We start from the raw sequence: 25639 nt of genomic DNA on the forward strand, positions 1-25639 counted from the left end.
CATATCACATACTTTCTATTGGACTCTCTTTCAATTTTTTCAATACCATCAGTTACTTCTTTGGGATAGTAATTCTCTAAAGATCTATCTGGTACGCATGGTATTGGGATACTTTGTTGACCATCCGGGTCCACATACCCTAGCGGATCACCATTCACATAAGCATAGAGGTAAATCTCGCCTGCTCTGCAACCAACTCTATGGGGTCAGAGAACAATCATTGTGCATAGATCTATTCTATTTCTTCTAGCTTATTGTTTTATAGCGATATCTAGACATAAGTTTACGACAATTGGAAAGGACAACAGATCGATTGTCGCAAGTTTTTTAATTAGGTTTATTTATAGTCAATGGATAAGATCCATTTCCATTCCACTCTATTTTGCTAAGATATTCTAACAAAGTCTTTTCTGCGTAGAGTGAACCTTGATTAACATCAAGATGAAAAACTTGATAGCAACCTAAACTTTCAGCATCTCAAATAGCATTCTCACCATTATTATTTGATGTTACAATAACTCCATATCGACCAAAATCAGGAAATATCCCTTCAATTTCCCTAGTTATTCCTTCTTTATTTTTAAAAACAAATGGATAATTAAAGTCTATGCCAATTTTTTCATAAAAATCTATGCATAGTTTTCTTGCCGCATTAAATAATTGGAATATTTCTTGAATATTTTCACTTCTAGATTCGCATTCTACTTTATAAACTTCCAAATCTAAAAAACCAGACTAATCAAAGCTCACTAGCCAATATTTATCTCTCATTATGATTTTCACTGATATCCATGATGAGCACTTATAATCAATTTCATATTTAATATTTTCAGAATCTAATTTATTCAAAAATTCAAATAATTTCATATTTTCCAGCCATGATTTGTCAACCATTTTTAGCAATAATAGAAAACTTGGGGGCCGAATCTTTTGGCTCACCATCTTGATTTAGTGCTCCTCCTTTAGTTCCATGAACATGCCACCAAGAACTCCATACGCACCAGCAGTCTCTAAGATTCAAAATGTTCATTGTTAAAATTACCAAAGCGAACCTAATAAACATTATGCAATCCTTTAAAATCATTAATAGATGTAGAAATATTAAACTCTGCTTTGAGAAAAATAGTCATTTCGGTATAGTAACCTCGACTATATACAATAAGATTCATTAGTGGAAATAACGTTAATTCATACCATCATAAACATAACTTATACCATCATAGAATCATGTATATTGAACGATAGCTTTAATAAAAGGTAATTGGAGTTTATTGAGATGCTATTATGACTATTATAGTTCTCCTGCTCGCTGACCATTTGTGACAATATAAGAGTAACTCTGTGGTAGCCCGATAAAATCAAAGAGTTCTACATCAGTAATTCAGTTAAATAGTTAGAAAATTCAGGAAAAAGAAGAATCACGAAGATTGATGTAGAGCGGTTAAAAGAGGTAAGTCAGAAAAAGTATGGAAGGTGTTAAAAAGAGTTCATGAAGTGATAAATATTACTCTCTTACAAAAAACTCCGAAAAACACTGTAGTTTTTCGGAGTTTTTAACTGGTACCAGAGTGGCGGAGGTAAAATTCTCCTAAGAGAGCCTAGGAACTATTTTACCAGCTTTGCTCTATTCCCAATCAAGAATAACCTTGCCTGACATACCGCTACGCATTACGTCGAAGCCTTCTTGGAAATCATCAATCTTGTAGTGGTGCGTGATGATTGGTGATAGATCCAAACCAGATTGGATTAATGAAGCCATCTTGTACCATGTTTCGAACATTTCACGACCGTAGATACCTTTGATCACCAAACCTTTGAAGATAACTTGGTTCCAATCGATACCCATGTCTGATGGTGGAATACCTAGAAGTGCAATGCGACCACCGTGGTTCATCGTCGTTAGCATGGAGTTAAATGCTGACGGGTTACCAGACATTTCTAGACCTACGTCGAAGCCTTCTGTCATGCCTAGCTCAGACATTACGTCTTCTAATTTCTCTTCAGCCACGTTTACTGCACGAGTTACGCCCATCTTACGAGCAAGCTCTAGGCGGTATTCGTTTACGTCTGTGATAACAACATGGCGAGCACCAACGTGTTTCGCTACCGCAGCTGCCATGATGCCGATTGGACCAGCACCTGTGATCAGCACGTCTTCACCGACGAGGTCAAAAGAAAGCGCGGTATGTACAGCATTACCAAACGGGTCAAAGATTGATGCTAGATCGTCAGAGATGCCTTCTGGGATTTTGAACGCGTTAAACGCTGGGATCACTAAATATTCTGCGAATGCGCCTTCACGGTTTACACCAACACCGATCGTGTTGCGACACAGGTGAGTACGACCACCGCGACAGTTACGACAATGACCACACGTGATATGACCTTCACCAGAAACGCGGTCGCCGATTTCAAAGCCACGAACTTCCTGACCAATCGCAACCACTTCACCCACGTATTCGTGACCTACAACCATAGGAACTGGAATTGTCTTTTGCGACCATTCGTCCCAGTTGTAAATGTGTACGTCAGTGCCACAGATAGCGGTTTTCTTAATTTTGATCAGAATGTCGTTGTGGCCAACTTCCGGTTTTTCAACCTCAGTCATCCAGATGCCTTCTTCAGGCTTTAGCTTTGATAGTGCTTTGATTTTCATAATATTCACCCAATATTGCCCCGCTCTATGCGTGGCAAAAAATTCTTTCATCTACCGTCATTAAAGAAAAGGTAAAGGCTTTACCCATGAGCCGACTCAAAAGAGTTGGGAAAGCCTTTGTAGCCTTTTAGTCTCTCAGACTTAGATGATGCCCATATCTTTACCAACTTGGATAAACGCATCGATTGCTCGGTCTAGCTGCTCACGAGAGTGTGCTGCAGACATTTGAGTACGGATACGCGCTTGACCTTTTGGTACTACAGGGAATGAGAAGCCAATTACATAGATGCCTTTCTCTAGTGCGCGCTCAGCAAATTCTGCTGCTACTTTTGCGTCACCTAACATAATTGGAATGATCGCGTGGTCAGCACCACCCATAGTGAAGCCTGCGTCTTCCATTCGAGCACGGAAGTGTGCTGCGTTTTCCCATAGACGCTCACGTAGGTCACCGCTCTCTTCTAGTAGATCCAGAACGCGGATAGAAGCGTTTACGATTGCTGGTGCAACAGAGTTAGAGAATAGGTATGGGCGAGAGCGCTGACGTAACCAGTCAATCACTTCAGCTTTACCAGATGTGTAACCGCCTGAAGCGCCGCCCATTGCTTTACCTAGCGTACCGGTGATGATATCGATACGGTCCATTACGTTATGGTGTTCGTGCGTACCTGCACCTGTTTTACCCATAAAGCCAACAGCGTGAGAATCATCAACCATAGTTAATGCGCCGTACTTATCTGCTAGGTCACAGATAGCTGGAAGGTTAGCCACTACGCCGTCCATTGAGAACACACCGTCAGTTACGATAAGAATGTGGCGAGCACCCGCTTCTTTTGCAGCGATCAATTGTTGCTCTAGTTCTTCCATGTTGTTGTTTGAGTAGCGGAAACGCATCGCTTTACATAGACGAACACCGTCAATGATTGACGCGTGGTTTAGAGCGTCAGAGATGATCGCATCTTCTTTACCCAGGATAGTTTCAAATAGACCCGCATTTGCATCAAAACATGATGTGTAAAGAATCGTGTCTTCTTTACCTAGGAACTTAGAAAGCTTCTGCTCAAGCTCTTTGTGGATGTCTTGAGTACCACAGATGAAACGTACTGAAGCCATACCAAAACCGTGCTCGTCCATGCCTGCTTTGCCCGCTTCGATAAGCGCTGGGTGGTTAGCAAGACCAAGGTAGTTGTTTGCACAGAAGTTTAGTACTTCTTCACCAGTAGAGATTTTAACAGCCGCTTGCTGTTGAGACGTAATGATACGCTCTGCTTTGTAAAGACCTTCCGCCTTCACTTCTTCAATTTGCTGTTCAATCTGTTGGTAAAATGCAGAAGACATTCGCAATTCCTTCCTGTTTATTTTGTCGAGTTTTCACTCGATTAGAATTAGGTTGAGCCTTTATGTGACGGGGGTCACAGGCAATTACTTCTCAATTAAGTGTAGTGTAATTCAAGGAAGGAAAAACGATTATCCCTCAAGGTGGAAAAGCATTAATGAATTCTAGGCACGAATCCAACTAATGCTTTTCTATGAGGTTGTATTGAAAGGAGTTATAGCCAAGTTGGCGTTGTTAAAAGCGCTTCAAACTCCTTCGCTGGCAATGGTCGGCTATAGTGGAAACCTTGTCCGAACTCACAGTTTAGGTTTTTCAAGTAATCAACGTGACGCTGCTCTTCAATGCCTTCTGCGACGATCTTAAGGTTAAGCGCTTTCGCCATTGCAATAATAACGTTCACAAGCTCACGATCCGATTCATTCTCAAACATGTTCTGTAAGAAACTACGATCAATTTTAAGTCGGTCAAATGGGAATTTCTGTAAGTAACTCAATGCTGAGTAACCGGTACCAAAGTCATCAATCGTTAGCTTCGCCCCCATCGCACGTAAGTTATCTAACATGCCCATCAGTTCATTGCTGTGGTTGAATAAAAGACTTTCAGTAACTTCAACATCAAACAATTCTGGCGGCAGCCCCGACTCCTCAAGGTGAAGCTTGATTTGCTCAAAGAGGCGATCACAGTATCTGAACTGCACACTAGAAAAATTTACTGATACAAACAAGGGTGAATCTTTCTGCCACTTCGCTGCTTGGTGACATGCTTGACGAATAGCGAAATCACCAAGTTGATGAATCAAGCCGTTCTTTTCTGCAATCGAAATAAACTCTTCTGGGTTCACAAACCCAAACTTGTCGTCATTCCAACGCATTAGAGCTTCAGCGCCGACAATCGCTCCGCTTTCTAAATCAATAATAGGTTGGTAGTAAAGCTCTAATAAGTCTTGCGAAATGGCGTTACGCAAGCGAGTTTCCAACTCTAAGAAGCGCTGCAAATCTTGGTTCATGTTGTGATCGTAAAAACAGAAAGCGTTACGTCCATCCTGCTTAACTCGATACATGGCCATATCCGCGCACGCCAACAACTGCTCGGCGTTATCACCATCTTCTGGGAAGACTGACATTCCGACACTCGCCGAGAGGAAAAACTCGTGGTTTTGCCATACAAACGGCTCGTTAAATACAGATAGAACCGTTGTCGCAAATCGTTTTGCGCTGTCCGCATTGTGCAAGTCTGGAATCACTAACAAAAACTCATCACCGCCAATCCGAGCCAATAAGTCTGTTTTTCGAACTGCGTTGTGCAATCTTTCCGCTGCGAGTTTTAATACTTCATCACCAACGAAATGTCCCATGGAATCATTAATCTGCTTGAAGTGATCAAGGTCGATGAACATCACCAACACATTCGAACCGATGCGTTCTGCACGTGAAAGCTCTAAGTCGAGACGCTCGGAGCCATAAACTCGGTTTGGTAATCCGGTCAAGGAGTCATGTTTCGCTTGATAAGCTAACTCCATCTCTGACGATTTACGGCGCTCGATTTCACTGGTCAGGCGCTGGTTCTGTTGAGAAAGAAAGTCTTTACGCTTTTTCTCCTCTTCCAATTTTATTTTCAGCTCTACACGAGTGTTGTTTAGCGTGAATGCATAAAGCAACCCAACCACAATCATGATGGCAAGTACACTTAAACCATTAATGAACATGCGTGAAGTATAAATATCTCGCTCACTGAGTGATTCAAACCACGCCATCAACTTAAAGTGATGATGTTCAATGGGTACTTCAAAATAGATTTTTTGCTTTAGCTCTTTGGCAAGGGCTTCTGGATCCGTGATGTTTTCTTGTTCCAGCTTACGACTAATAGAATCCCAAACTTCCATTTCCACATCGTTGATCTTTAACACCATCCGGCTATAGCTGCCTTCATGTTCTTGATTCGTCAGTTGGGAAATCACCACTTCTTTGTTGATATCAGCAATCAAAAAGCCAACAGGCTTGCCAGAAAACATCACTTGCTTAACGACTTGAATGAGGACCTTACCATCATTTTGTATCGCTCTAACTTCCTCAGGATGAGCATGGTCGTTAAGCAATCGAGACGTATCGATGCGATGATCTGTTTTAACGCCCGTAGTGACGATGGTTGAACCATCTAGACCAACTAACGTCAGCTTGGTGTAGATGATCTGGTTGTTGACGGTTTTCGCGTCGGCTTTCTCTTGCAGCTTACGCTTCAAGTTGATCAAACTAGCACCTAGGCCATATTCCATCGACATGCCTGAAGCAAGATTCGCAAAGAAGGTCTGCACCGTTTTATCAGTTGATAAGTGGTCGACATCTTCGCTGGCTATCGTGAATAAATTATCGAGAGTACCCGCGTAGCTTTTTACCTTTAGGTCAAGTTCACGATGCTGAGAATCTTTTAATTTGTTTTGACCTAAACTCGTCACAGTAATAATCATCGCTAAATAGAGCGACACCAAAATAGCACTGACGGTGATGATCTTCTGGCTTGATATCTTTTTTACAGACTTTCTCATATATCGTTCTTACTATCTTCTAAGAAGTAGTCATTATAAAAATAGTAAATTGACGGGTAGTATTTCTCGACCAACTTCTGGTACGTCCCATCTTTTTTAATTGACTTCAAATATTGATTAAATGCGGCTTTTAATTCAGGAGAGTCCTTACGGAAGGCAACCGCCATTTTTTGATTTTCGGACACAGGACCAATTACTTTGATTTCTCCTGGCCACTTTTCCAATGCAATCAGTGTATCTGCTACATCAAGCAGTGTACTTTCTGCATCATTCTTCATTATCGCTGGCACCATCTCATTCAATCGACGCTGCCCATCAGGCAAAATAACTTTTGCTCCCGTGTCATACAGATTGTAAAGGTTCGGGTCTAGACACGAGTGCTCCATCGCCAGAACTTCACGACCTTTGATAAGCGATTTCACCATCGAGATATCGTTCTCAATGGAACCTGTCGGTTTGATTGGAGTAAGCGTGGAATCTGTGCGTGCGACTAACCAAACCGCAGATGGGAAGTAATCATCAGAAAAATCGACGACATGAGTTCGCCAATCAAGAATAGTGACTCCGTTAGCAATCAGATCACCTTCAATGGGCATCGTTTTGCCAACCTGAAGCTGAGCATCTTTGTACTCAACTTGTTGACCTGTCAGTTTGCCTACCACATTGTTCCATTGCGCTGGTACGTATTCATATCGGACGCCAAGAGACTGAGCAAACCCTTTAATAATATCCACATCCAGCCCTGTCAAAGTCTGCACTTCACCTTGGTCGATGTAAGAAACAAAGTTCGCGTATGGCACACCGATATGACGCAAAACGCCGCTGTCTTTGATGTCTTGTAAATCACCAGCAAACACTGAAGCAGAGAGTAGTGACGTCATACCAACAGCCATTGCCGTCATGGTTCGTTTGATTAATTTCACTGACATGGTGAATATCCCTCTCTTTAACAAAGCGCCCAAACATGGGCGCTTTGACGATAAACAACATTAGAACGAGTAATAAAGATCCGCAATGGCTTCAACCAGACCTTCTACATCTCTCTCATCATGGAATAAATGAGTCGAAATGCGCAACGCATGTGTTTCGTACGAATCATCCTTGTACAACTTGAAGCTTGTTGTACGGATGATGTAACCATAATCTTCACGAAGACGATCACGGAACTGCGTTAGTCGTTCTTCATCTGTTACATCAAAAAACGGGTTAAACGTAGTCAGACCGCTAGTTAAGCCCTCAACGTTTGGCGAGTACATTTGCGCCTCAGGTAACGCTTCGCTAAGCAGCACCTTACATAACTCACTTAACTCCAAGATGCGTTCTTGAATTCGATCGCGACCAATTTCATCCCACATCTTACAGCTGTCAGCAAGTGCTTGTTTTGCTGGGTAGTTGTCATTACCAATGTACTGCATTTGTAACTGCTTACCTAGGTAATCTGCATGAGATAAAGAAGAGTTAATCAACCACAATGGGTTTTCACGATCGCTCCAGTACTCATTTAAGCGTTTACCGTTGTCACGTACATATAAGATACCCGTAGCGCCCGGACCACACTGCCATTTATGACCAGAACCTGCATAGAAATCACAGTCCATGTCATGGAAATCAAGATCGAACATACCCACAGTGTGCGCACCGTCAACTAAGGTCGGGATTCGATGTTGCTTAGCCAAAGAACAAATGGCTTTCGCTGGAAGTGTTGTGCCAGTTTTGTAGGTGATATGAGAGAACACGATTAACCGAACATTTTGATGTGCTTGAATCGCATCGCTGAACGCTTGAATATAGTCTTCTTCTGTCACATCTTCTGTACCAGTGAAGACAGGAAGTTGAATCTCTACGACATCCACACCAAATCGATGCTTGGCAACGTTCATAGGGGACGTCGCCGCAACGTGTTCGTGATGAGTGGTTAAGATCACATCGCCCGGCTCGAAGTGAAGACCGTTGATGATAGAGCATAGACCATCAGTAGTGTTACGACTCAAGATGATTTCATCCGCATTTGCACCAAAGCCCGGTGCAACTTGCGTCACCATTTCAGACACATAAGGCCATGAACCAAATTTATTCTTCATGTCCCACGGGTATTTCGCAACCAGTTTGTTGTTGTCCTCATACCCTTCAAGAACATGTCTTGGCATTGAGCCCGTAGTACCGATGTTCATATAAGTCGTTCGCTTATCCAAAACGAACTGCTTTCGAACTTTACGCCAGAGGCGTCTTTCATTTCTTTTACCTAGTCTGCTCCAATCGATATTCTGTTCCTTTGCTTGAACAGCACCAGAAAACGCCGAAGCACTGACGCCAGCCACAACTGCACCAGTTGCACCTTTTAAAAAATTGCGGCGGCTGCGATTAGTCTTAATAGATTCCTTGTCGCTCATCTTTTCGATCCTTGTCGGAAGTTTAGCCATATTATTAATTATGAATCCGTAACTAACTGTTACTTAAACATTATTACCAAATAGATTCCCTGTTTAGATTTTTCGGCGGCAATTAAGTGACTTTAGTTCCATTTTTTTATTTCATTTGATGATATAAGCAACAGTTCTTTACTATAAAAATAAACAACTAAACGCATATTACAATATTCACTAAAACACCTAACTCTAATATAAATAGAAATTAATTTTATAATGTAAAAATCATAAAAAAGCGTGAGTTGTAATATTTACGAAAAAAATTAGATAGCAAGGTTAATATTAAGTTCTAGCACGTCAAATATGTAATAGAATAAATTTAATTCATCAGCGCTATCATTCGTTTGTTGAAATAACAATCATGACGAATTATTAAGCGAAAAATTCTATTTAAACAGTAGATTTGTTCGATGAACAGAAAGGGAAAGTAAGCAAGAGGAAGGTGGCGGTAGCTATACCCAAGTAATCTCGAGACACTTCATTCAGCGAGAATGGCTTGGGTATAGATAGATTAAACGGCTCGTAATGTGAACTTTTGTTGATATTGAGATGGTGTGCTGCTGGTCTCTAGATAACTGTGATGCAACATGAGTATCGACTGTACAATCTTGGTCCCAATACCTAGCGAGCCTCCCTGTGCTTCTTCTTCAATATGGTTAATAAAGGCAAAATGAATTCTTGATTTATCGTCACTCAAATGAGCATGACAATGTACTTCAGAACGCATTGGACTGTGGCGCAGCGCATTTTCAAGCAAGTTAAGCACCAACCGCTCTAAAAGACCTTTATCACCCACGGTTTGAATTTCGTTATCGACGTCTATTTTTAGCAGCACTTCTTTTCGAGCAAACTGGCTTTGCATCGTCTCGGCGCACTCTGCCATCAAGGCTCCAAGATCCACTGGTCGATACTCGTAATTCGGCATGGGAGCTTCTTTTCGAGCTACGTCCAACAAAGAGTGCAATTGCGTAGACAGCTTCTCACAGTTTCTGAAAGCGACGTCAATCAAAGGGTCGGATTCCGGATGCTGCAAACGCCACGTTTCCAAATAGCCAAGAACGCTCGATAACGGTGTTTTTAAATCATGACTGAGCTGCAATAAGCTTTGACGACGATGAGACGATTGATACTCCAACTGCAAAAACTGTTGCTGGATATGCTTCGCCATCATCTGATAGGAATTTGCTATCGGTACTAATTCCGGAACTTGGCGCGTAAAATCGGGTTGCAGGCGGAAATCATGTTCTGCTTGTTGTTGAAGCTGATTGGTCACACGCTCAATCGGGTTCAATAAACTGCGTTTCACTAACACATAAGCACCTAATGCAAAGCCTAAAATAGACACTAAAACTAACCCAGCGAGCGCGATATAAGGTGTGTCTACTTGGGCGTTGGCAATCGCATCATGTCTGGTACTGCCAATGACTACATAGAGATAACCCACGGTTGAGCCGAGTTCCTCAATCGCTGCTACGGAAAACACTTTGTGCTCGCCACGATTACGAGGATCTTCGCCTAAGATGGGGAATGGCTCGTCATTCAAGAATCGTTTAATTGGGTTAAGATCTACCTTACCCATGATCTCTGCACCTTCTGGTGCTGCATGGGTAGTGATGTTGCCTTGGCTATCAAGAAAGTAAATTTCGAAATCCGGACCAATCAACATAAGGGTATGAAAGATGGATTTAAGCGCTTTCGGGTTGTAATCCGTACCTATCATCAACGGATTATCATCACGCATGTGGCTTGCCAGCTCTTTGTGCAGACTCTGTTTAGTGCGTAATTCAATGGTCTCTTTTTGCCAATTGTACGTTAATGCAATAACGGCTGCTGCTAAACAAAACCATAGGCTCGTGAACACCACTAAGCGAGATTTGAAGCTCATCCTAGCGCCTCCTTAATCAGTCATTACTCGGGTAGTAAAGCTACTGTCGCGGTTGAAACTTGTACCCCACGCCCCATACCGTCTGGATAAAATGATGATCAGAGTCAGACAAAGACAACTTGCTACGTAGGCGATTGATGGTGCTACACACCGTATGATGATAACCGGAATGGCTGGTATTCCACACATGGTCGAGTAATTCATCTTTACTGTAGACTCTACCTGGGCGTGTCGCGAGGAATTGCAGCAAGGTAAACTCTGTCGCGGTAAGAATGACATCCTTGTCATTTAGGGATACCTGATGCAATTCTGGAATAATTCTTAATGGACCAAAATCCATGCTATCTTCAAGTTCACTTCTTTCAACTTGTACTTCAACGGTTTGACTTACCCGTCGCAATACATTGCGTACTCGAGCTTGAAATTCTAATACGCTAAACGGCTTGGTAATGTAGTCATCCACACCCGCCTCCAAACCATCCACTTTATCCATCTCACCATCTCTGGCAGTCAGCATGAGCACAGGGCTCCAATCTTGTTGCTGACGTAAATAATGGCAGATATCTAAGCCGTCACCATCTGGCAAACCTCGGTCAAGAATGAGTAAATCAAAAGGTTGTTGTTGGTATTGCGCTTTGGCTTCGGCGACATTCGTTACCCGCAACACTTGGTGTCCTTGAAACTTGAGATGCATTTGAACCAGTTCTGCCAAATCATCATCGTCTTCTACCAGCAAAATGTTCGCGACTAAATTGATTGCCTGCTGTTCCATGGTCCTTTCCCTGCGTCTGAGAATCCTCACTTTGCACATGACCGGAACAAATCGGAATTTCTTTCAAAAAAGGTTCCGATGACGCCATGAGGGTTAAAGCGCTCGGCTACAAGCGCTTTGGAAAGGAGACGCCATCGGAGCCTGTATTACTCGACTCGGGTGATAGTGAGTTTCGCTCCAGGATTCAGGAAGCGATGGTTCGCAGAAAGCGCAGAATTGGCTAAACCATCATCTTTACTTACCACTCCAGCGTGAAACGCCACTACGTCATTTGTGTCGTTACGAGTAGCATTAAAGCCTTCACCACCGCCTGCAGGTCCCGGAATGGTGGCTGCAAGTTCATCGTTCAATTCCGTGCCGGAATCCCAAACGTTCATGCTCATTTCGTAGCTTTCTCCCACCGCCAATGATTTAAGCGATAGACCCGTTTCCCCAACAAACGCATCGTTGGTGTTCACAAACATGGAAGCGACTGAAACGTAGCCCGCTTTGTGTGGGTCAACTGTAAAGGTTACGGAATCACTTGAACCAGGAAGCACTAAACCATTACCTGACAACGTTTGGTAGACATAGTCATTGGAATCCTTTAGCGCTAACAGCTCGGCATTGCTGCCCCCTTCTGCAAGATGCTCAAGCTCAACAGAAGCGCTTTTGCCAATTTCAAACAATTTGTATTTGTCGTTGTGAGCCAAAATCGCAAGTGGCGACATTGGTTGATTCGCGGTCAAGTTTGCAACGTTAATCGTGTAACGGTATGACTTCACCACATCATTATCATCATCGCTTGGACAACCGGCGAGTAAGCCGACTGAAGCTGCTACGAGTAAGATTCTGTATTTCATACATCCCCCTTACTTCACAACAATTGTGATGGTTGCAACTGGGTTCAGCCAACGATGGCTGCTGCTGTCTAGGTCACTGATGCCGCCAGTTGGATCGCTATCACCAAGGTTACCCGGATGCACGTGAACTTTGTCATTAGTCACTGCCGCTTCAACACCGGTGCCGCCTGTACCAAAGGTAATGAAAGGTGGATTTGGCATGCTACCTTTAAGTTCATCATTGGCTTCTGTGCCTGCATCATAACTTCTTAGCGTTGCTCGGTATGTGCCAGCTTCCGTTGGGATTTTCCAGCTATCTAGCCCCACGAAACCATCATTGGTTGGCAGAAGCATCGCACTAAGAGACAAGTATCCATGATCACCACTGTTCATGGTAAAGGTGGTTGCGACACCCGGATTCAAAATACCACCAGCCGGGTTCTCAACCACAACACCACCAGCATTACCAATGACACTAGCAAGACCCGAGATGTCACCACCTTCCGCCATTGCTTCTAACTCTGGGGTAGCGGCTTCACCGGTTCTGAACATCTTAAGATCAGAGCCATGCGCTGCGACAATCAGTGGCGTAAAGTAAATGCCTTTTGTCGCGTTAGTCACGGTGATTTCCAGTTCTGCTGCATTCACTGATGCAGAGCCTAGTGCCATAGCGACTGAAGTCATGACGAGTCCGAGTTGGGTACGTTTTTTCATTGTGATTCCATCCTTTAATGAGGGTTGAACTACTCAAGCCCATGTTTACGGCTTTACTTCTTTGTTTGTAACTTGAGTAGGTTAAGCATTACGTTTTGCGTTCTTGCCTCTAAGAATGACGAACAAATCTATCAGCAACTTCATCGAATTCTCATAAAATTCTCACAAGTTCTGTTCGATTTTTTCAGCAGCGATTTTTACTCTTAATCAGCTATTTACACTTCGTGTACTCCCCTCCTACAATGCGGTATTCCCTGTTTAAATCACGATTCTCAGCATGATTCATAACGTACTGGCTGCTTACTATGGCGAAATCTACGGCATCACTTTTTTCAATCACTACTTGAACCATTACGCCCATGGTGAACAACAAACGCTGTGGCAAACCTTGATTGAAGTAGAAGAGCTCACCGCAGAAAAGCTCAAGCCTGTATTACTAGCAAATGGCATGGATATCGAAAGCCGACACCAAGAGATGCTTGATAAAGGCTTGGCAGACGCAACCAAGTGGATAGAGTTGCCATGGCTGGAGTTGGTGGCAACTCTTCGGAAGTGGGTAGAACCTTATGAGGTCAAGTATCGAGAGTGGCATGAAGAAATGAAAGCTTCACAGCAGTATTCAATCGCTGAGCGAGAAGCTATCGAGTTGATTGCGGACCATGAAACAGCCATTTATCACTGTTGGCAGCACTACCATATTGGTGAATCTGGCTTGCCTGCCCTGAATGCCTTCTTAGCAAAATATCGCTAAAGCGAGACGGTGACACTTGAACCGAACAAAACCGTACCAGACAATACCGTTATTCCGCTGCGCAGAACTGAACAAATATGGTTAACCCAAAACTCATTGCCCTACTCCCTGATCTTGCTTCGTTTATCTTAGTGGTAAACGAGGGTAGTTTTACCGCTGCAGCCAAACAGCTTGGCGTGACGCCATCGGCTTTAAGTAAGTTGATCACACGGTTAGAACAAGCCCTCTCAGTGAAACTGTTCGAGCGAACGACTCGCAAGTTGATCATCACTCAAGCCGGGCAAAAGGTTTACGACCAAAGCATCGCCATGGTGAATGCGGCGCAGCAAGCGGTTGAATTATCGGCGGAAGATCATACCGAGCCCACGGGTGCACTCACAGTGGCTGCACCCGAAGCGTTTCTTAACTCGGTGCTTCAACCATTTGTGTTGCCATTCCTAGATCGCTACCCAAACATTCAGCTCAAGCTACGTGCTGCTGATGGTGAGATTGATCTTTTTCGCCAAGGTATCGACGTAGCATTTAAGCTCACCGACAAACCCGATGAGAATCTGGTACTCAAAGAGATCAGCAAGACCAATCTTGTTTTGTGTGCCTCTCCAGATTACCTTACCAAACACGGTATGCCAGAGCATCCGACTGAACTTGAGCAGCACGATTGTATTTATCTTGCTGAAAACGACAAAGACAACATCTGGTCTTTCTTTAAAGAAGAAGCTTTCCACTCTATTGCCGTGAGTGGACGCTACGCCGTTAACCACTCTCAAATGCGCTTGAACGGGGTTAAGTCTGGCTTGGGAATTGGAATCTTCCACGACTTCGTGATTAAAGACGCGTTAGAACGAGGAGAAGTGGTAGAGGTTCTGTCTGATTGGATGATCAAAAGTAACTACCACGGCGCTATCGCGATGCAGTATGCACAAACCAAATACATGCCTGCTCGCCTGCGCGTGTTTATTGACTTCGTTAAGGAGCACTTAGTCTCCGGAGAGGCTAACCATGTTTGAAGAGACTAACCATGTTTAATGCCATTCACCACGTCGCCATCATTTGCAGCGATTACCCAACATCAAAACACTTTTACACCCAAGTCTTGGGGCTAAAAGTCATTGCTGAAAATTATCGTGAAGCTAGAGACTCTTACAAGCTCGACCTTGCTCTACCTGATGGAAGCCAAGTTGAGCTGTTTAGCTTTCCGGGCGCACCGAATAGACCAAGCTTTCCCGAAGCACAAGGGTTGAGACATCTCGCGTTTTTGGTTGATGATGTTGATCAAGTAAAAGCCTACCTCGAATCGAATGACGTTGAAGTTGAGCCAATTCGCATTGACGAGTTCACAGGCAAAGCATTTACCTTCTTCCAAGATCCAGATGGCTTGCCGCTGGAGATTTATCAGAAATAAAAAGAGCCAGCAATTCGCTGGCTCTTTTACTATTTTACTCGTCTCTTGCTAGTTCAACGCCGTTTTCAGCTTCTCGACGCGGTTGAACAACAGCCAATCCAGTGCGAGAACGGTAACAATTGCCAAACCGCCCATCGGAAACGCCAAACACAATACTACCAACGTTACTAAACCAAGCTTCCAAATGCCGTCTTGTTGAAATTTAGGTGGCGCCCCTAATGCAGCACTGCGACTTGGTCGACGAATCCACCACATCACAACCCCTGTGATTGAGATTAAAATGAACGCCAGACAGAACACCACGTTGAGCACTTTGTTCAATACACTCACATCGCCTTGGTGCAATGACACGCCTGCCGCCATGAACTTGGCAAACAAACTGTAATCTTGCCATGTGACGTCCACCAACAAGCGACCGGAATATTGGTCAAAGTGACTGGTGCGATCTTGTCTTGGATCGGAAATATCACCGCCCATTGAGTTAGCAGCCACGGTGTAAACACCTGTCTCAGAGCGTGGCAAAAATAGCTTATAGCCAGTAAAACCCATCATTTCTTCCTTGTGGACGATATCATCAATAGATAGTGCATCATGACTGCCTGCATAAGCCGATTCTTCCTTCATGTTGGCGTGATCATGAGCTGGTTTATCTTTCGACTGTGGCACAGCAGCAAGCTCTAAGTTCCATGGCACCTCTTCTGATGCACCATGATTCAGGTCTTTGTGTATCAGTGTCGACTCTGGTTTCTCACCCCATGTGTAATAGGTTGGGAAGGTATTCCAAGCTTGCACCATTTTCGCGCCCCATATCCCAGCCCAAGACAGACCTGAAATCAAAAAGAACAACAGAACAATTGATAGCACACCGCCTAAATTCGCATGCAGATCTCGCATCAAAATACGAGTTCCACTGCCAAAACGAATTTTCAAAAAGCCAGCACGACTTGCGTTGTCTCTTGGTAACCACAGGTACAAACCAGACACCAACAGTAAAATGCCTAAACTGGCGGCGATTTCTATTAACCGATCACCCAAATCACCAATAAGCAAAGTGCCATGGATGTTATTCATCAGTTCATAGATGCTATCACCACGGTTAATCGTCCCTTGTACTTCTCCGGAGTATGGGTTCACAGCAACAATCAATGAGCTGCCTTCTTGATTTTGAATCGAGAATCGGTTGGCGATATCAGATGTTTTTGCAGGCACAAATTGGGTGATATTAAAATCGGGATACGCCTGCTTTACCGCGTCTAACTGTCTAGAGACAGGAACGGTTTGCTCTTGCGGTATAACGTGCAACGTTGCCTCATATCGAGCCAGTTCGATTTCATCATCAAACAGCATCACTAACCCCGTAAGGGAGAGCATCAACATAAATGGAATAACGAATAAACCTGCGTAGAAGTGCCATCGCCACGTCATAAAATAGATGGACTTTTCGCGTGAAGCTTCCTTGAGTTGAGGCTTTGCCGAGTTTCTCAACATGTGTATTTTCCTTTTTTCATTGTGAACACCCAAATTCAGTCAAACGCATCCTGAACATACTCATCGGTATGTGACGTCATTTGACTTAGATTCGGGAGTACCACTGCTCGAATGGCAGTGTTGTTGGCTTTATTTACTTGTAATTGTTTTTGTTATGAGAAAAAGGAAATTGGGGGAGCACGAGGAACTGGCGTTTCAAATCGCACACTTAGAGCCAAATAAGTGTAGCTGTCAGAAACGACCAAGCTCAATCTTGAGAGTATCGGTGTCGTTGGAAGTGTATCGTGATGAAAAGTCGAGAAGTGGCTGAACGGACAAGGCTTACCTTTGTGGCTGACGGAGTTGTCGCCCTCTTCTATCTGCACCAACTCAAAACCGTTCAGTGTACATAGCGTCGCCCACACCCCCATGCTGTTACCATGAGCATTGATAACAGGCATCAGTGTTACTAGTACCCAACTTAGAGCACTAGCAAATAACATGGAGCGGTAAAAAGGAATTAATCTACGCATAACGGTGACTTAACAAATTTCACATAGCGTAACCAATTCTGAGTGCTAGCTCAAAAAGAGGATTCATAAGTGGCTGCTACCTCACAGGTTTTCTTGAATACTGTGATTGACAGGCACAAAAAAGCCCGCCGAAGTGGCAGGCTGATGGTCATCTTTTCAAGTTGGATAAACGGTTAGCTAAACAGCTTGCTCCAAATACTTGGGTTACGCTTATCGTGGTACTCTTCGCGTAGACTATCGATTTCACGTAATTGATCTTTCGCTTCTTGTAGCTTGCCCGCATCAAGATCAGCTTCAATCTTATCTAGCGTTACCGTCAACTTGTTAAAGCCTTCTAGGTAGATATCAAACTTCTCTGGTGGGTAATTACCACGCTTAGATTGTTCGACGATCGCTTGCAAGCTATCAATCGCAGATTTCATGGTTTCAACATCAGACGCTTCCGCCGCCTGTTTGAATTCCATCTTCATCTGCTTCATGTTTTGTTTTAAATCGACGGCTTCTGCCATTGCATAAGTTGAGCCTAACGCAATCACACACCCCAGTATTAAAGGACGTAACATCTTCACTTCTCCATTGAATGCCGAATTCTGAGTCGGCTTTTTAATGCGAGCAGTGTAAAGCAATCCCTTAACACTTGCATAACCAAAAGTGTAATCAAGTTTATGCGTTGCGAATCTCGTCATACTCTGCGATTGGCTTACGACCGCGCAACTCTAAGAAGGCTAAGAATTGTTGTGCTGAGTGAGTAATAACTTTGCTACTGTCGATACCCACTCTGTCCATTAACTCGCCGACTAAGCTAAGATTACCCACATCATGGCAGAAGTGTGCATCGCTGCCGGTAGTGAAAAATACACCCAATTCTTTGCCGATTTGTGCAATCTCATGGCAGCGGTCTACACTACCGACGCGGCTATTGCCCTTCAGAGTGGTGTTGTTAATTTCAATCGCTACATTGTGCTCTTTAGCGCACTTCAGCACAGCTTCAAAATCAAAGTCAAAGTTCGGGTTACCTAAGTGACCCAACGCATCAACACGACCATTTTTGATGATATTCAACAACGCTTCCGTGTGCGTGGCACTATCTGCAGGGCGGAATACTGGCTCATGAAAACTGGCAATCACCCAATCCAAATTTCGATCAACGCTGTCGGGAATGTCGATATCACCTTGAGTGTTCATGATGTTAGATTCAACGCCACGAATGATCGCAACCCCCTCAAGAAAACGAGGCAGAATTTTCTGGTTAGAGAAAAACCAGTAATGAGGCGCACCCGGCATTGATTCAGCGTGATCGGTCGTACAGAACATATCAAGCCCGTTCTCTTTTGCCGATTTCGCGTTTTCAATCAACGTACTGTATGCGTGACCACTGGCGTACGTATGCGTGTGGGTATCAACCTTAAATTCCATCATCAACTCTCTTGGTGCGCAAATTGGCGGCTATTGTATACCCACAAGTCACCTGTCGTCAGCCCAATCTTAGCTTGCAACCTCACCCTATTCTTCGCTGATGGTTTTGATCAAAGGCAGAGCCTTCTCCCAGCCGTGGTTGAACATCGACACAAAATCACTATGAGTGTGAATGGTTATACTCAGCAATAAGCGATCCTCCAAAGTATCGATCTGATAGATCTCTCGCGATCCGATCCACTTTGACGCTAAGTCTCCATCCAATTGCTGCCGATTATCTGGGTTAAAAATGGCAACATGATGAAACTCCAGTTTTTGTAGCGGCTGTACTGTGTCAATTATCGCTCTCGTTCCGCCCATGTCTGGGTCAAAAAAGGTCATGTCACAACCTTCTTCCCATGCGCCATCAAATTGAGACTGAGGCGAAAAGGCTTGTGCCCATCGTTTGTATAGTTCGACATCGGTCAGCACGCTCCATACGCGCTGAGGTGTTGCGGCAATCTCGACGTGATAGTTTAAAGTCAGCATGTTTTCTCTCCCTGCACCTTTCTTGACGCTAGCTCATTCTGATTAAAAATCAAACAGTCACTGACGTTTACACTTCATTTGTCACAGCTTGCTAGGCTAAACCTCCCCTTAAGGTGTTTTAGCTCGCAGTACATGTACGCGGCGTGCCGAGAACCTAACCCAACAGGTATTCAATACCGTCGCTAACACAATCAAACTCACTCCTGCAACTTGGCTATGACTCATTTGGTCGTCAAAGAAGGTCCATTGCCATACTGCGGTAAACAACAGATTGGTGAATATCAGCGGTGCAAGCTGCGAACCACTGCTTGCAAGCTGGTACGCTTTGGAACGGAATACTTGCGTATTAATAATGAGTAACGACATCAAAAATACGAGTGCAGTATTGGGCGTTTCAAAAGTGCTTATCGATAGGGAATTAACCAACATACTCGCATCATTCACGAACACGAGTGGCAAGATAAGCAGTGCCGCTGTGCCGAAGGTCCAAAAATTGATTTCTAGTGGTGATAGACCACTCTTACTTGCTTTGTAGAGCGTCAATTGAGAACCCGAGTTAAACAGCCCACCAGCTAACCCCAAGAGCAAATCGATACGCCATGTAAACTCGCCATCTGCACCCGCCAATAAAATCACACCTGAAAACGCCATAACGAGCGCTACGATAGTCGACATTCGAATCTGACCACGCATAAACAGCTTCTCGACGATGGGCATAAACAGTGGTCCAGTTGCGAACAGTACAACCCCTTCAACCAAGGTGAGCGTTTGCAAAGAAGCAATGAAACACAACTGACACATTGCGATGAAAAGAGCACGCAGAACAATTGGTTTAATAGTACCTGCAGTAGGCAAAGTCAGATTCTTAAAGCGCAGCATGACCAATAAAATGAGAGCTGGAGTAAAGAAGCGTAAAAAACTGAACATGGTCACGGATAAATCATCACTGAGCTGCTTTGCTAACAGCCCTGTAACAGATAAGCTTAATGTCGACATCAACATAAAGATGACGGGTTTATTTTCTTCTTTCATTGGATACTCCTTAATTCACGGAGTATTTTAGGAAAAGGCGTTAGTGATAAATAGCGAGTATTTTTAAACGCTAATGTAAGTAAAACTTACAAGTTAAATTAAATCCAGTTCATAGAGAGAGCCGAAGCAGTATGCGCAAATTAGTCCCACTAAAATCCATCTACGCATTTGTCGCTGTAGCGGAGACAGGCAGCATGACAGAAGCCGCCCACCTACTCTCTGTGAGCCACTCTGCGGTGAGCCAAGCCATCAAATCGTTAGAAGGTCAGGTCAATAAACCTTTGTTTGATCGCATTGGTCGCCAAGTCAGACTCAACAATGATGGTAAAAAGTATTATCGCAAAGTGGCGCCTGCGTTGGAGCAAATCGTCGATGCTACTGAAGCTTTGATTCACGATCAAAACTCCAAGCGTATTACGCTCAATATGGTTAACTCACTTGCTTTGCATTGGTGGATCCCTCGCATGTCGAGCTTGCAAGATTACGCCCCTCAGTTGGATGTTCGTCTGTCTAATTTGGTGGGATTGTTTAGCTTAGAGCAAGAGGGGATTGACGCTGCGGTCGTGCATGGCAGTCCTCAAGAGTGGCAAGATTACTATTGTGAAAAGCTGAGTGAGGATGAGCTAGTGTTGGTGTGCAGTCCCGAGTTACTAGAACAGCCTGATAACCGAGACATTCAACAGCTGCTATCAACTTACCCCATCATTGAAGTCACTAACGATCGCCGAAAGCATGACTGGCAAGTTTGGGAAGAAGAGACAGGATTACTGCGACCTACCAATAAAAAGCCAATGACCTTCAATATGTCCATTCAAGCGGTGCAAGCAACGACAAGACGTTTGGGGTTATTGGTAACCCATCGTCTATTTGTCAAAGATGACATCAAATACGGGCAATTGGTGGAATTGGGCGAGCCTGTGGTCAACCCATACCAGCAGTTTTACTTTGCTTGCCCACCACACAAACTCAAACAGGAAGCCTTTCATTTACTGAGGTCTTGGCTAAGACAAGAGTTTAGCTGATACGCCAACATGCCCGTGTGCTAGAGCAGCGATCACACGATTTGTATTGAACCTAAAGTTTCGCCAGCACAAAGGTGCAATCGATTGAACATTAAATTGAGATAATCGACTTTATACCCAAGTGACTTCACGGTGCAGGATTCAGAGCGTTATCATTGATTCGAGAGTAAGGAAAACAACGCAGTGTAATAGCTAGCTCTTTCCAAGTTGTTTGACGCAGCCTTTTGTTTGACTAAAAAACGAGTCGAAGACACGCTCCCAAAGGGCACTCTTTGTAAATAGTAAGGGCCTTGGCTTGTATACTTTGTTGTCGATTCTTGATTTAGACCCACTAAACCTTTAAATCGCCGTCGCGTCTACAAACCAAGTCATTCTCGCTGAACCTAGCATCTCGACGTTACTTGGGTATAACGTGGATTTATTTGCATCACGAGTGAATAGATTAATGCCGGAATTGGTATAAAGTAAAAAGAGTGCTTTTGAAATCCAAGGATGGCTTTATGAGATTGTATCATTTCTTTATGAGTGGCGTTGTTCTCATTGCCCCACTTTCTAGCTCAGCCGAAACGATGGGTGAAGTCAGTTCACCTGACGTGAAACCTTTTATTATTGGCGGACAACAAGCTACAGCCAACCAACTCCCTTTCTTTGCACGCGTCATTTTACACCGTACGGGTTCCAGTCAGTTTGCCAACATTTGCGGTGGTACCATCGTTAATGACAGGTACATCATGACCGCAGCACACTGTGTCGAACCGAGTGTCTTCACTGGCGGATGGACAATCAACGATCTTCGCGTGTTGGTAAAAAACCCAACCATGAACGATGTGTTTGTGGAAGAATTTAAAGACGTGCGAGCTATCACCATTCATCCAAACTACGATCCAGATGACCTTTGGATTAACGATATTGCTGTCTTGGAGCTCACGCGTCCAATTACCGACAACGTCCAATCCATCACACTACCACAGGACTTTGGCGACTACAGTGAGCAGACGGTATATCAAATCTTTGGGCTTGGACAAACCTCAACGAACGATACATCAGGCCCTAACTATCTACGCTGGGCAGAAATCCAACCCTTAACAGATTTACAGTGTGCCTCACTTGTTTCAGGCTTTAACTCACAAGAAAGCTTGTGCGCTAATGGCTTCCCTAACCGAACTTACACTGGGATATGTGCAGGAGACTCTGGTGGTCCTTTGACCTATCAAGACAGCAACGGGGATTATCAACAAATCGGCATAGTGAGCTACGGATCTTCGGTTTGCGAGTCTCCCGCTATTCCTAGCGTATTTACAGAAGTACTCAATTACACTTCTTGGATCGAGGCGCAAACCAGTTCCGGAGTAAAAACGGTCTACAACGCCACTCTGGCTGAAAGCGAGGATTACCATAGCGAAGGGGATTCAGGGTTCGATCCGGAAGACACCACCAGCAATGATTTTGGCAATAATAACAGTGGTGAAAGCAGTGGCGGTTCACTTGGTTTCGGACTGGTCACTCTTGGCAGTTTATTCGCTTGGGTCAGACGCCGTCAGCCCTTGTAGCACGTGCTTTAAACCTCACTTACAATTTTTAGAATAAAAACTCTAAAACTTATCATTTTCCAGTACATCTTAAGCCGATAATCCTGTTATTATCGGCTACCCAACTACTTTCAGATCAAGTCCATGAATAATGCTGCATCGAGTCGCCGTATTTCAGCGATGCTGTTTTTGACTCTTGGCGTCATATTGTCCGTGTTTGCTGGTTTTGCGCTGTCGCAGATGTTTGTTATTGAGCAAGATTCCTTTCAGCTAATTTCTGCCGTCAGCTCCGTCATGATAGTGAGTTTTCTTCGTTATCAATGGCGCGCATTGCCTGCAGTAATACTCGGGTTATTCGCTTATTATTTTTGGACCGGAAGAACACTCGAACATGCGTTGCTTTACGCTTTCACTGTTCCATTGTTGCCTTTCGCATTTTCTAGCTTGTTTCATTACCTCAACAACCGTGCCCTCTATCAACCCGCAGAGCAAAGGATCACTTTATTCTTTGTCGTCATTGGGTGCTTATTTCCGTTCGCTAATACGATCAAGATGATGTTGGTCAACACCTTTGTTGATGGTCAATTTCTAAGTCCGGACTTTTTGTTCTATGCCACACTAGGGAATTACTTAACTCAGTTGTTGGTGACACCTATTTTGTACGTCATGGTGAGCTTACTCACCGATACCGACACACAATCGTATCTTGCCTTAGACAAGCGTTTAAGAGTTTCAAACTCTCGCTGCCGCGGCTACATAACATGGCTAGTAAGCTGTATTGCCATTTTTATTACTGCGGTACTTTCTTCATCCTCTTTCATGCTCAACTCGCTGAGCTTCTTTGCCGTACTTCTTGTCGTGATTGGTTTAGCTAAGCACGGACTCATTCGCCCACTGTTTGTTGGCGCGCCGTTCATTTTATTGATCATTAATGACAGTATCAGCCACTACAACGCAGGCTTAATTGGTGACAAACAGTTCTATGGTTTGCTGATCATCATTACCGTGCTCACTACCTTGGCGTATTTACTCGGTGGCTATTCAGTGAAGCTGTTCGAGATGACACAAAGACAGATTCGTTCAGAGCGGATTGACCCGTATTCAGGCTTGTCCAACATCGCCCAGTTAAAAGAAGACATCAGTCGTCAACGCCATTCCCTGTTGCTCTATCTTGATCTAACGCCAACGCTTTCTATGCTCACAGACCTCGGTCATGAGGGTAAATCGCAATTAATCATGCAACTGAGTGAGTTTCTTTATTCTCGCAACGACAGTATCAATCGCTGCTACCGCCCACCTTTCTCTACAGGGTTGTTGAGTTTTACTCATTACTCAGACCTCGCAGAGGAAGAGTTGCAAGAAGTCGTGGAGTACCTAGAGAGCTTTCAATTCTATTGGCGTGGCACCTCTGTTGCTCTTGTTTCGCCAACGATATTTTGTACCGTCGTTCATCACGGGCAAGACATTGAAAAGGTGGTGTCGATTTTGTGTGATCAACCACCTCAAAGCGATCGCAGTATTCATTGGATTAACGCACAATCGTTCGAAATGGACCGCGTCGATAAACTCAACCATATCCAACAGGTGTTTAAGCGCGAGCAGTTTGAACTGTTCTGCCAACCATATATGAAGCTCTCAGGTGTCGAAGAAACTAAGCACAGTTTTGAAGTGTTGTTACGCCTAAAAGAACAAAACGGAAAAGTGCTCTCACCTGCGGCATTTTTTCCTCTGATCAACCAATTCGGATTAGAGATAAAACTTGACCACTGGGTGATAATCAACACGTTTCGAATGCTTGGGGACAAGGTAAAAAACTGGGATGACATTGGGCATTGCGCGATCAATCTTACCGCGAAAACCCTAAGTGCAGAAAACCTAGCCTCTCGCATTATAGAGAGTGCCAAAAGCTTTAATGTACCGTTGGAAAAGATTTGCTTTGAGATTACTGAATCTTCAGCACTCATCAATGAACAACAAGCGATTGAAACCTTAAGCTTGTTACGCAAACTCGGCTGTAAAGTCGCAATTGATGATTTCGGTACTGGTTACGCTAGCTTTGCTTATTTGCGCCGCCTGCCATTAGATATTCTGAAGATTGAAGGGGCATTTGTACGTGAAATCACTAAGAGTGAAACCGACCGATTGATCGTCAGTTCCATTGCGACGGTTGCGAAAGAAATGCACTTAGAAACCGTCGCAGAGTTCGTAGAAACCGCAGAACATAGCGAGATATTACGCAGTTTGGGGATCAACTTTGCACAAGGTTATGGCGTCGCAAAGCCTATGCCGCTGAGTCGTTACCTAGCGAACCTCTTTGACCAGCAAGACAAGAAAGAACAGTTACCAGCGCCAGAGTTCGCAACTTTATAGCGGTTTGCGTTTTAAGCGGGAATTGATGATGTCTTCAATCAATTTCTGCTCTTTCTTGGCTTTCTCATAATTTTGTTTACTGCGCCAACGTTCCAACACTTTCTCTAGCCCCTGCACTCGGGCATGTTTGTACTCAAGGTGTTTTTGTACCGAAGCGCATTCTGCTTGCATCACGGCTTGTTCGTGTTCGTGGTGGTGAAGCATTTTTTGTAGCATGTGATCAACGCGATTTAAGTTCATCAGCGTCGCGCTATTAAGCACAGGTGTTGCAAGGGCGGATTGACCCGCATGGTTTTTGAGTTCAGAAAGCTGCTCTAGCTGCATCGCAAGATGAGAGTGACGCTGCCGCATCACATCGAGCTGCTGTCCCACTCTATCACGCTGCTTTTCTTCCATTTGCTGCAGCTTACCAACAGCTTTTAGTTTGGACTCCATGCTGT

The 25639-nt window shown here is 44.0% G+C and carries 23 protein-coding genes; 6 read left to right on the top strand and 17 right to left on the bottom strand.

Translation table 11 applies throughout. The annotated features are described in order from the left end of the window. Positions 1 to 477 precede the first annotated feature (477 nt). The 10 genes from AACR11_RS18715 to AACR11_RS18760 form a co-directional block, all read right to left on the bottom strand. Entirely contained in the window at positions 478 to 720 is a 243-nt protein-coding gene (locus tag AACR11_RS18715) for a hypothetical protein (RefSeq protein ID WP_079324990.1), read from the bottom strand. 904 nt (positions 721 to 1624) lie between these two features. Continuing rightward, on the bottom strand, positions 1625 to 2656 hold the full coding sequence (gene tdh / locus AACR11_RS18720) for an L-threonine 3-dehydrogenase (protein WP_005448756.1): 1032 nt from the start codon (positions 2654 to 2656) through the stop codon (positions 1625 to 1627). A 141-nt stretch (positions 2657 to 2797) separates the two neighbouring features. Next, positions 2798 to 3991, bottom strand: a complete 1194-nt coding sequence (locus AACR11_RS18725; RefSeq protein WP_009701478.1) for a glycine C-acetyltransferase — start codon at positions 3989 to 3991, stop codon at positions 2798 to 2800. Positions 3992 to 4203: 212 nt separating this feature from the next. After that, on the bottom strand, positions 4204 to 6531 hold the full coding sequence (locus AACR11_RS18730) for a putative bifunctional diguanylate cyclase/phosphodiesterase (RefSeq protein WP_009697225.1): 2328 nt from the start codon (positions 6529 to 6531) through the stop codon (positions 4204 to 4206). Continuing rightward, positions 6528 to 7460, bottom strand: a complete 933-nt coding sequence (locus AACR11_RS18735) for a transporter substrate-binding domain-containing protein (RefSeq protein WP_009697226.1) — start codon at positions 7458 to 7460, stop codon at positions 6528 to 6530. The genes AACR11_RS18730 and AACR11_RS18735 overlap by 4 nt, the downstream gene beginning before the upstream one ends. 60 nt (positions 7461 to 7520) lie before the next feature. Beyond that, entirely contained in the window at positions 7521 to 8921 is a 1401-nt protein-coding gene (locus tag AACR11_RS18740) for an aminotransferase class V-fold PLP-dependent enzyme (RefSeq protein WP_005448743.1), read from the bottom strand. Between the two features lie 547 nt (positions 8922 to 9468). Continuing rightward, the gene (locus AACR11_RS18745; protein WP_005448741.1) at positions 9469 to 10842 is read right to left on the bottom strand and encodes a sensor histidine kinase; all 1374 of its coding nucleotides are present in this window, start codon (positions 10840 to 10842) and stop codon (positions 9469 to 9471) included. Between the two features lie 40 nt (positions 10843 to 10882). Continuing rightward, positions 10883 to 11614: a response regulator transcription factor gene (locus tag AACR11_RS18750; protein ID WP_029790775.1), complete on the bottom strand. Its 732-nt coding sequence runs from the start codon at positions 11612 to 11614 to the stop codon at positions 10883 to 10885. A gap of 146 nt (positions 11615 to 11760) precedes the next feature. After that, a complete protein-coding gene (locus AACR11_RS18755) occupies positions 11761 to 12456 on the bottom strand; it encodes a spondin domain-containing protein (protein WP_029790774.1) in 696 nt (231 codons plus the stop codon). 9 nt (positions 12457 to 12465) lie between these two features. Next, on the bottom strand, positions 12466 to 13149 hold the full coding sequence (locus tag AACR11_RS18760) for a spondin domain-containing protein (protein WP_005448735.1): 684 nt from the start codon (positions 13147 to 13149) through the stop codon (positions 12466 to 12468). 277 nt (positions 13150 to 13426) lie between these two features. On the opposite strand from AACR11_RS18760, the gene AACR11_RS18765 reads away from it, so the two are divergent. From AACR11_RS18765 to gloA2, 3 genes are all read left to right on the top strand, one after another. Continuing rightward, entirely contained in the window at positions 13427 to 13900 is a 474-nt protein-coding gene (locus tag AACR11_RS18765) for a hypothetical protein (protein WP_029790773.1), read from the top strand. A gap of 77 nt (positions 13901 to 13977) precedes the next feature. Beyond that, positions 13978 to 14907 (top strand): LysR family transcriptional regulator, encoded by a 930-nt coding sequence (locus AACR11_RS18770; RefSeq protein ID WP_029790772.1) that lies wholly within the window; start codon positions 13978 to 13980, stop codon positions 14905 to 14907. A gap of 11 nt (positions 14908 to 14918) precedes the next feature. Continuing rightward, positions 14919 to 15302 (top strand): SMU1112c/YaeR family gloxylase I-like metalloprotein, encoded by a 384-nt coding sequence (gene gloA2, locus AACR11_RS18775; RefSeq protein ID WP_009697230.1) that lies wholly within the window; start codon positions 14919 to 14921, stop codon positions 15300 to 15302. A 48-nt stretch (positions 15303 to 15350) separates the two neighbouring features. On the opposite strand, the gene AACR11_RS18780 is transcribed toward gloA2, so the two are convergent. From AACR11_RS18780 to AACR11_RS18805, 6 genes are all read right to left on the bottom strand, one after another. Beyond that, positions 15351 to 16790: a PepSY-associated TM helix domain-containing protein gene (locus AACR11_RS18780; RefSeq protein ID WP_079324994.1), complete on the bottom strand. Its 1440-nt coding sequence runs from the start codon at positions 16788 to 16790 to the stop codon at positions 15351 to 15353. Between the two features lie 152 nt (positions 16791 to 16942). Next, entirely contained in the window at positions 16943 to 17302 is a 360-nt protein-coding gene (locus tag AACR11_RS18785) for a hypothetical protein (protein WP_074051782.1), read from the bottom strand. A gap of 173 nt (positions 17303 to 17475) precedes the next feature. Beyond that, positions 17476 to 17865 carry a cytochrome b562 gene (locus AACR11_RS18790; protein WP_009697233.1) on the bottom strand — a complete coding sequence of 130 codons (390 nt, stop codon included), beginning with the start codon at positions 17863 to 17865 and terminating at the stop codon, positions 17476 to 17478. Between the two features lie 100 nt (positions 17866 to 17965). Beyond that, the gene (locus tag AACR11_RS18795; protein ID WP_026138185.1) at positions 17966 to 18718 is read right to left on the bottom strand and encodes a phosphatase; all 753 of its coding nucleotides are present in this window, start codon (positions 18716 to 18718) and stop codon (positions 17966 to 17968) included. An 87-nt stretch (positions 18719 to 18805) separates the two neighbouring features. Continuing rightward, a complete protein-coding gene (locus tag AACR11_RS18800) occupies positions 18806 to 19246 on the bottom strand; it encodes an SRPBCC family protein (RefSeq protein WP_005448715.1) in 441 nt (146 codons plus the stop codon). Between the two features lie 108 nt (positions 19247 to 19354). Beyond that, positions 19355 to 20278, bottom strand: coding sequence for a DMT family transporter (locus AACR11_RS18805; protein ID WP_029790770.1), 924 nt, complete (start codon positions 20276 to 20278; stop codon positions 19355 to 19357). A 131-nt stretch (positions 20279 to 20409) separates the two neighbouring features. On the opposite strand from AACR11_RS18805, the gene AACR11_RS18810 reads away from it, so the two are divergent. The 3 genes from AACR11_RS18810 to AACR11_RS18820 all read left to right on the top strand — a co-directional run bounded on the left by AACR11_RS18810 (position 20410) and on the right by AACR11_RS18820 (position 25199). Beyond that, entirely contained in the window at positions 20410 to 21300 is an 891-nt protein-coding gene (locus AACR11_RS18810) for a LysR substrate-binding domain-containing protein (protein ID WP_029790769.1), read from the top strand. A 521-nt stretch (positions 21301 to 21821) separates the two neighbouring features. Beyond that, on the top strand, positions 21822 to 22850 hold the full coding sequence (locus tag AACR11_RS18815; protein ID WP_029790768.1) for a S1 family peptidase: 1029 nt from the start codon (positions 21822 to 21824) through the stop codon (positions 22848 to 22850). 123 nt (positions 22851 to 22973) lie between these two features. Continuing rightward, the gene (locus AACR11_RS18820; protein WP_029790767.1) at positions 22974 to 25199 is read left to right on the top strand and encodes a sensor domain-containing phosphodiesterase; all 2226 of its coding nucleotides are present in this window, start codon (positions 22974 to 22976) and stop codon (positions 25197 to 25199) included. On the opposite strand, the gene fliJ is transcribed toward AACR11_RS18820, so the two are convergent. Beyond that, entirely contained in the window at positions 25194 to 25634 is a 441-nt protein-coding gene (fliJ, locus tag AACR11_RS18825; RefSeq protein ID WP_005448699.1) for a flagellar export protein FliJ, read from the bottom strand. The genes AACR11_RS18820 and fliJ overlap by 6 nt on opposite strands. Between the last annotated feature and the right edge of the window lie 5 nt (positions 25635 to 25639).

The organism is Vibrio sp. L85 (genome assembly GCF_963871815.1).
Classification (GTDB): domain Bacteria; phylum Pseudomonadota; class Gammaproteobacteria; order Enterobacterales; family Vibrionaceae; genus Vibrio; species Vibrio harveyi.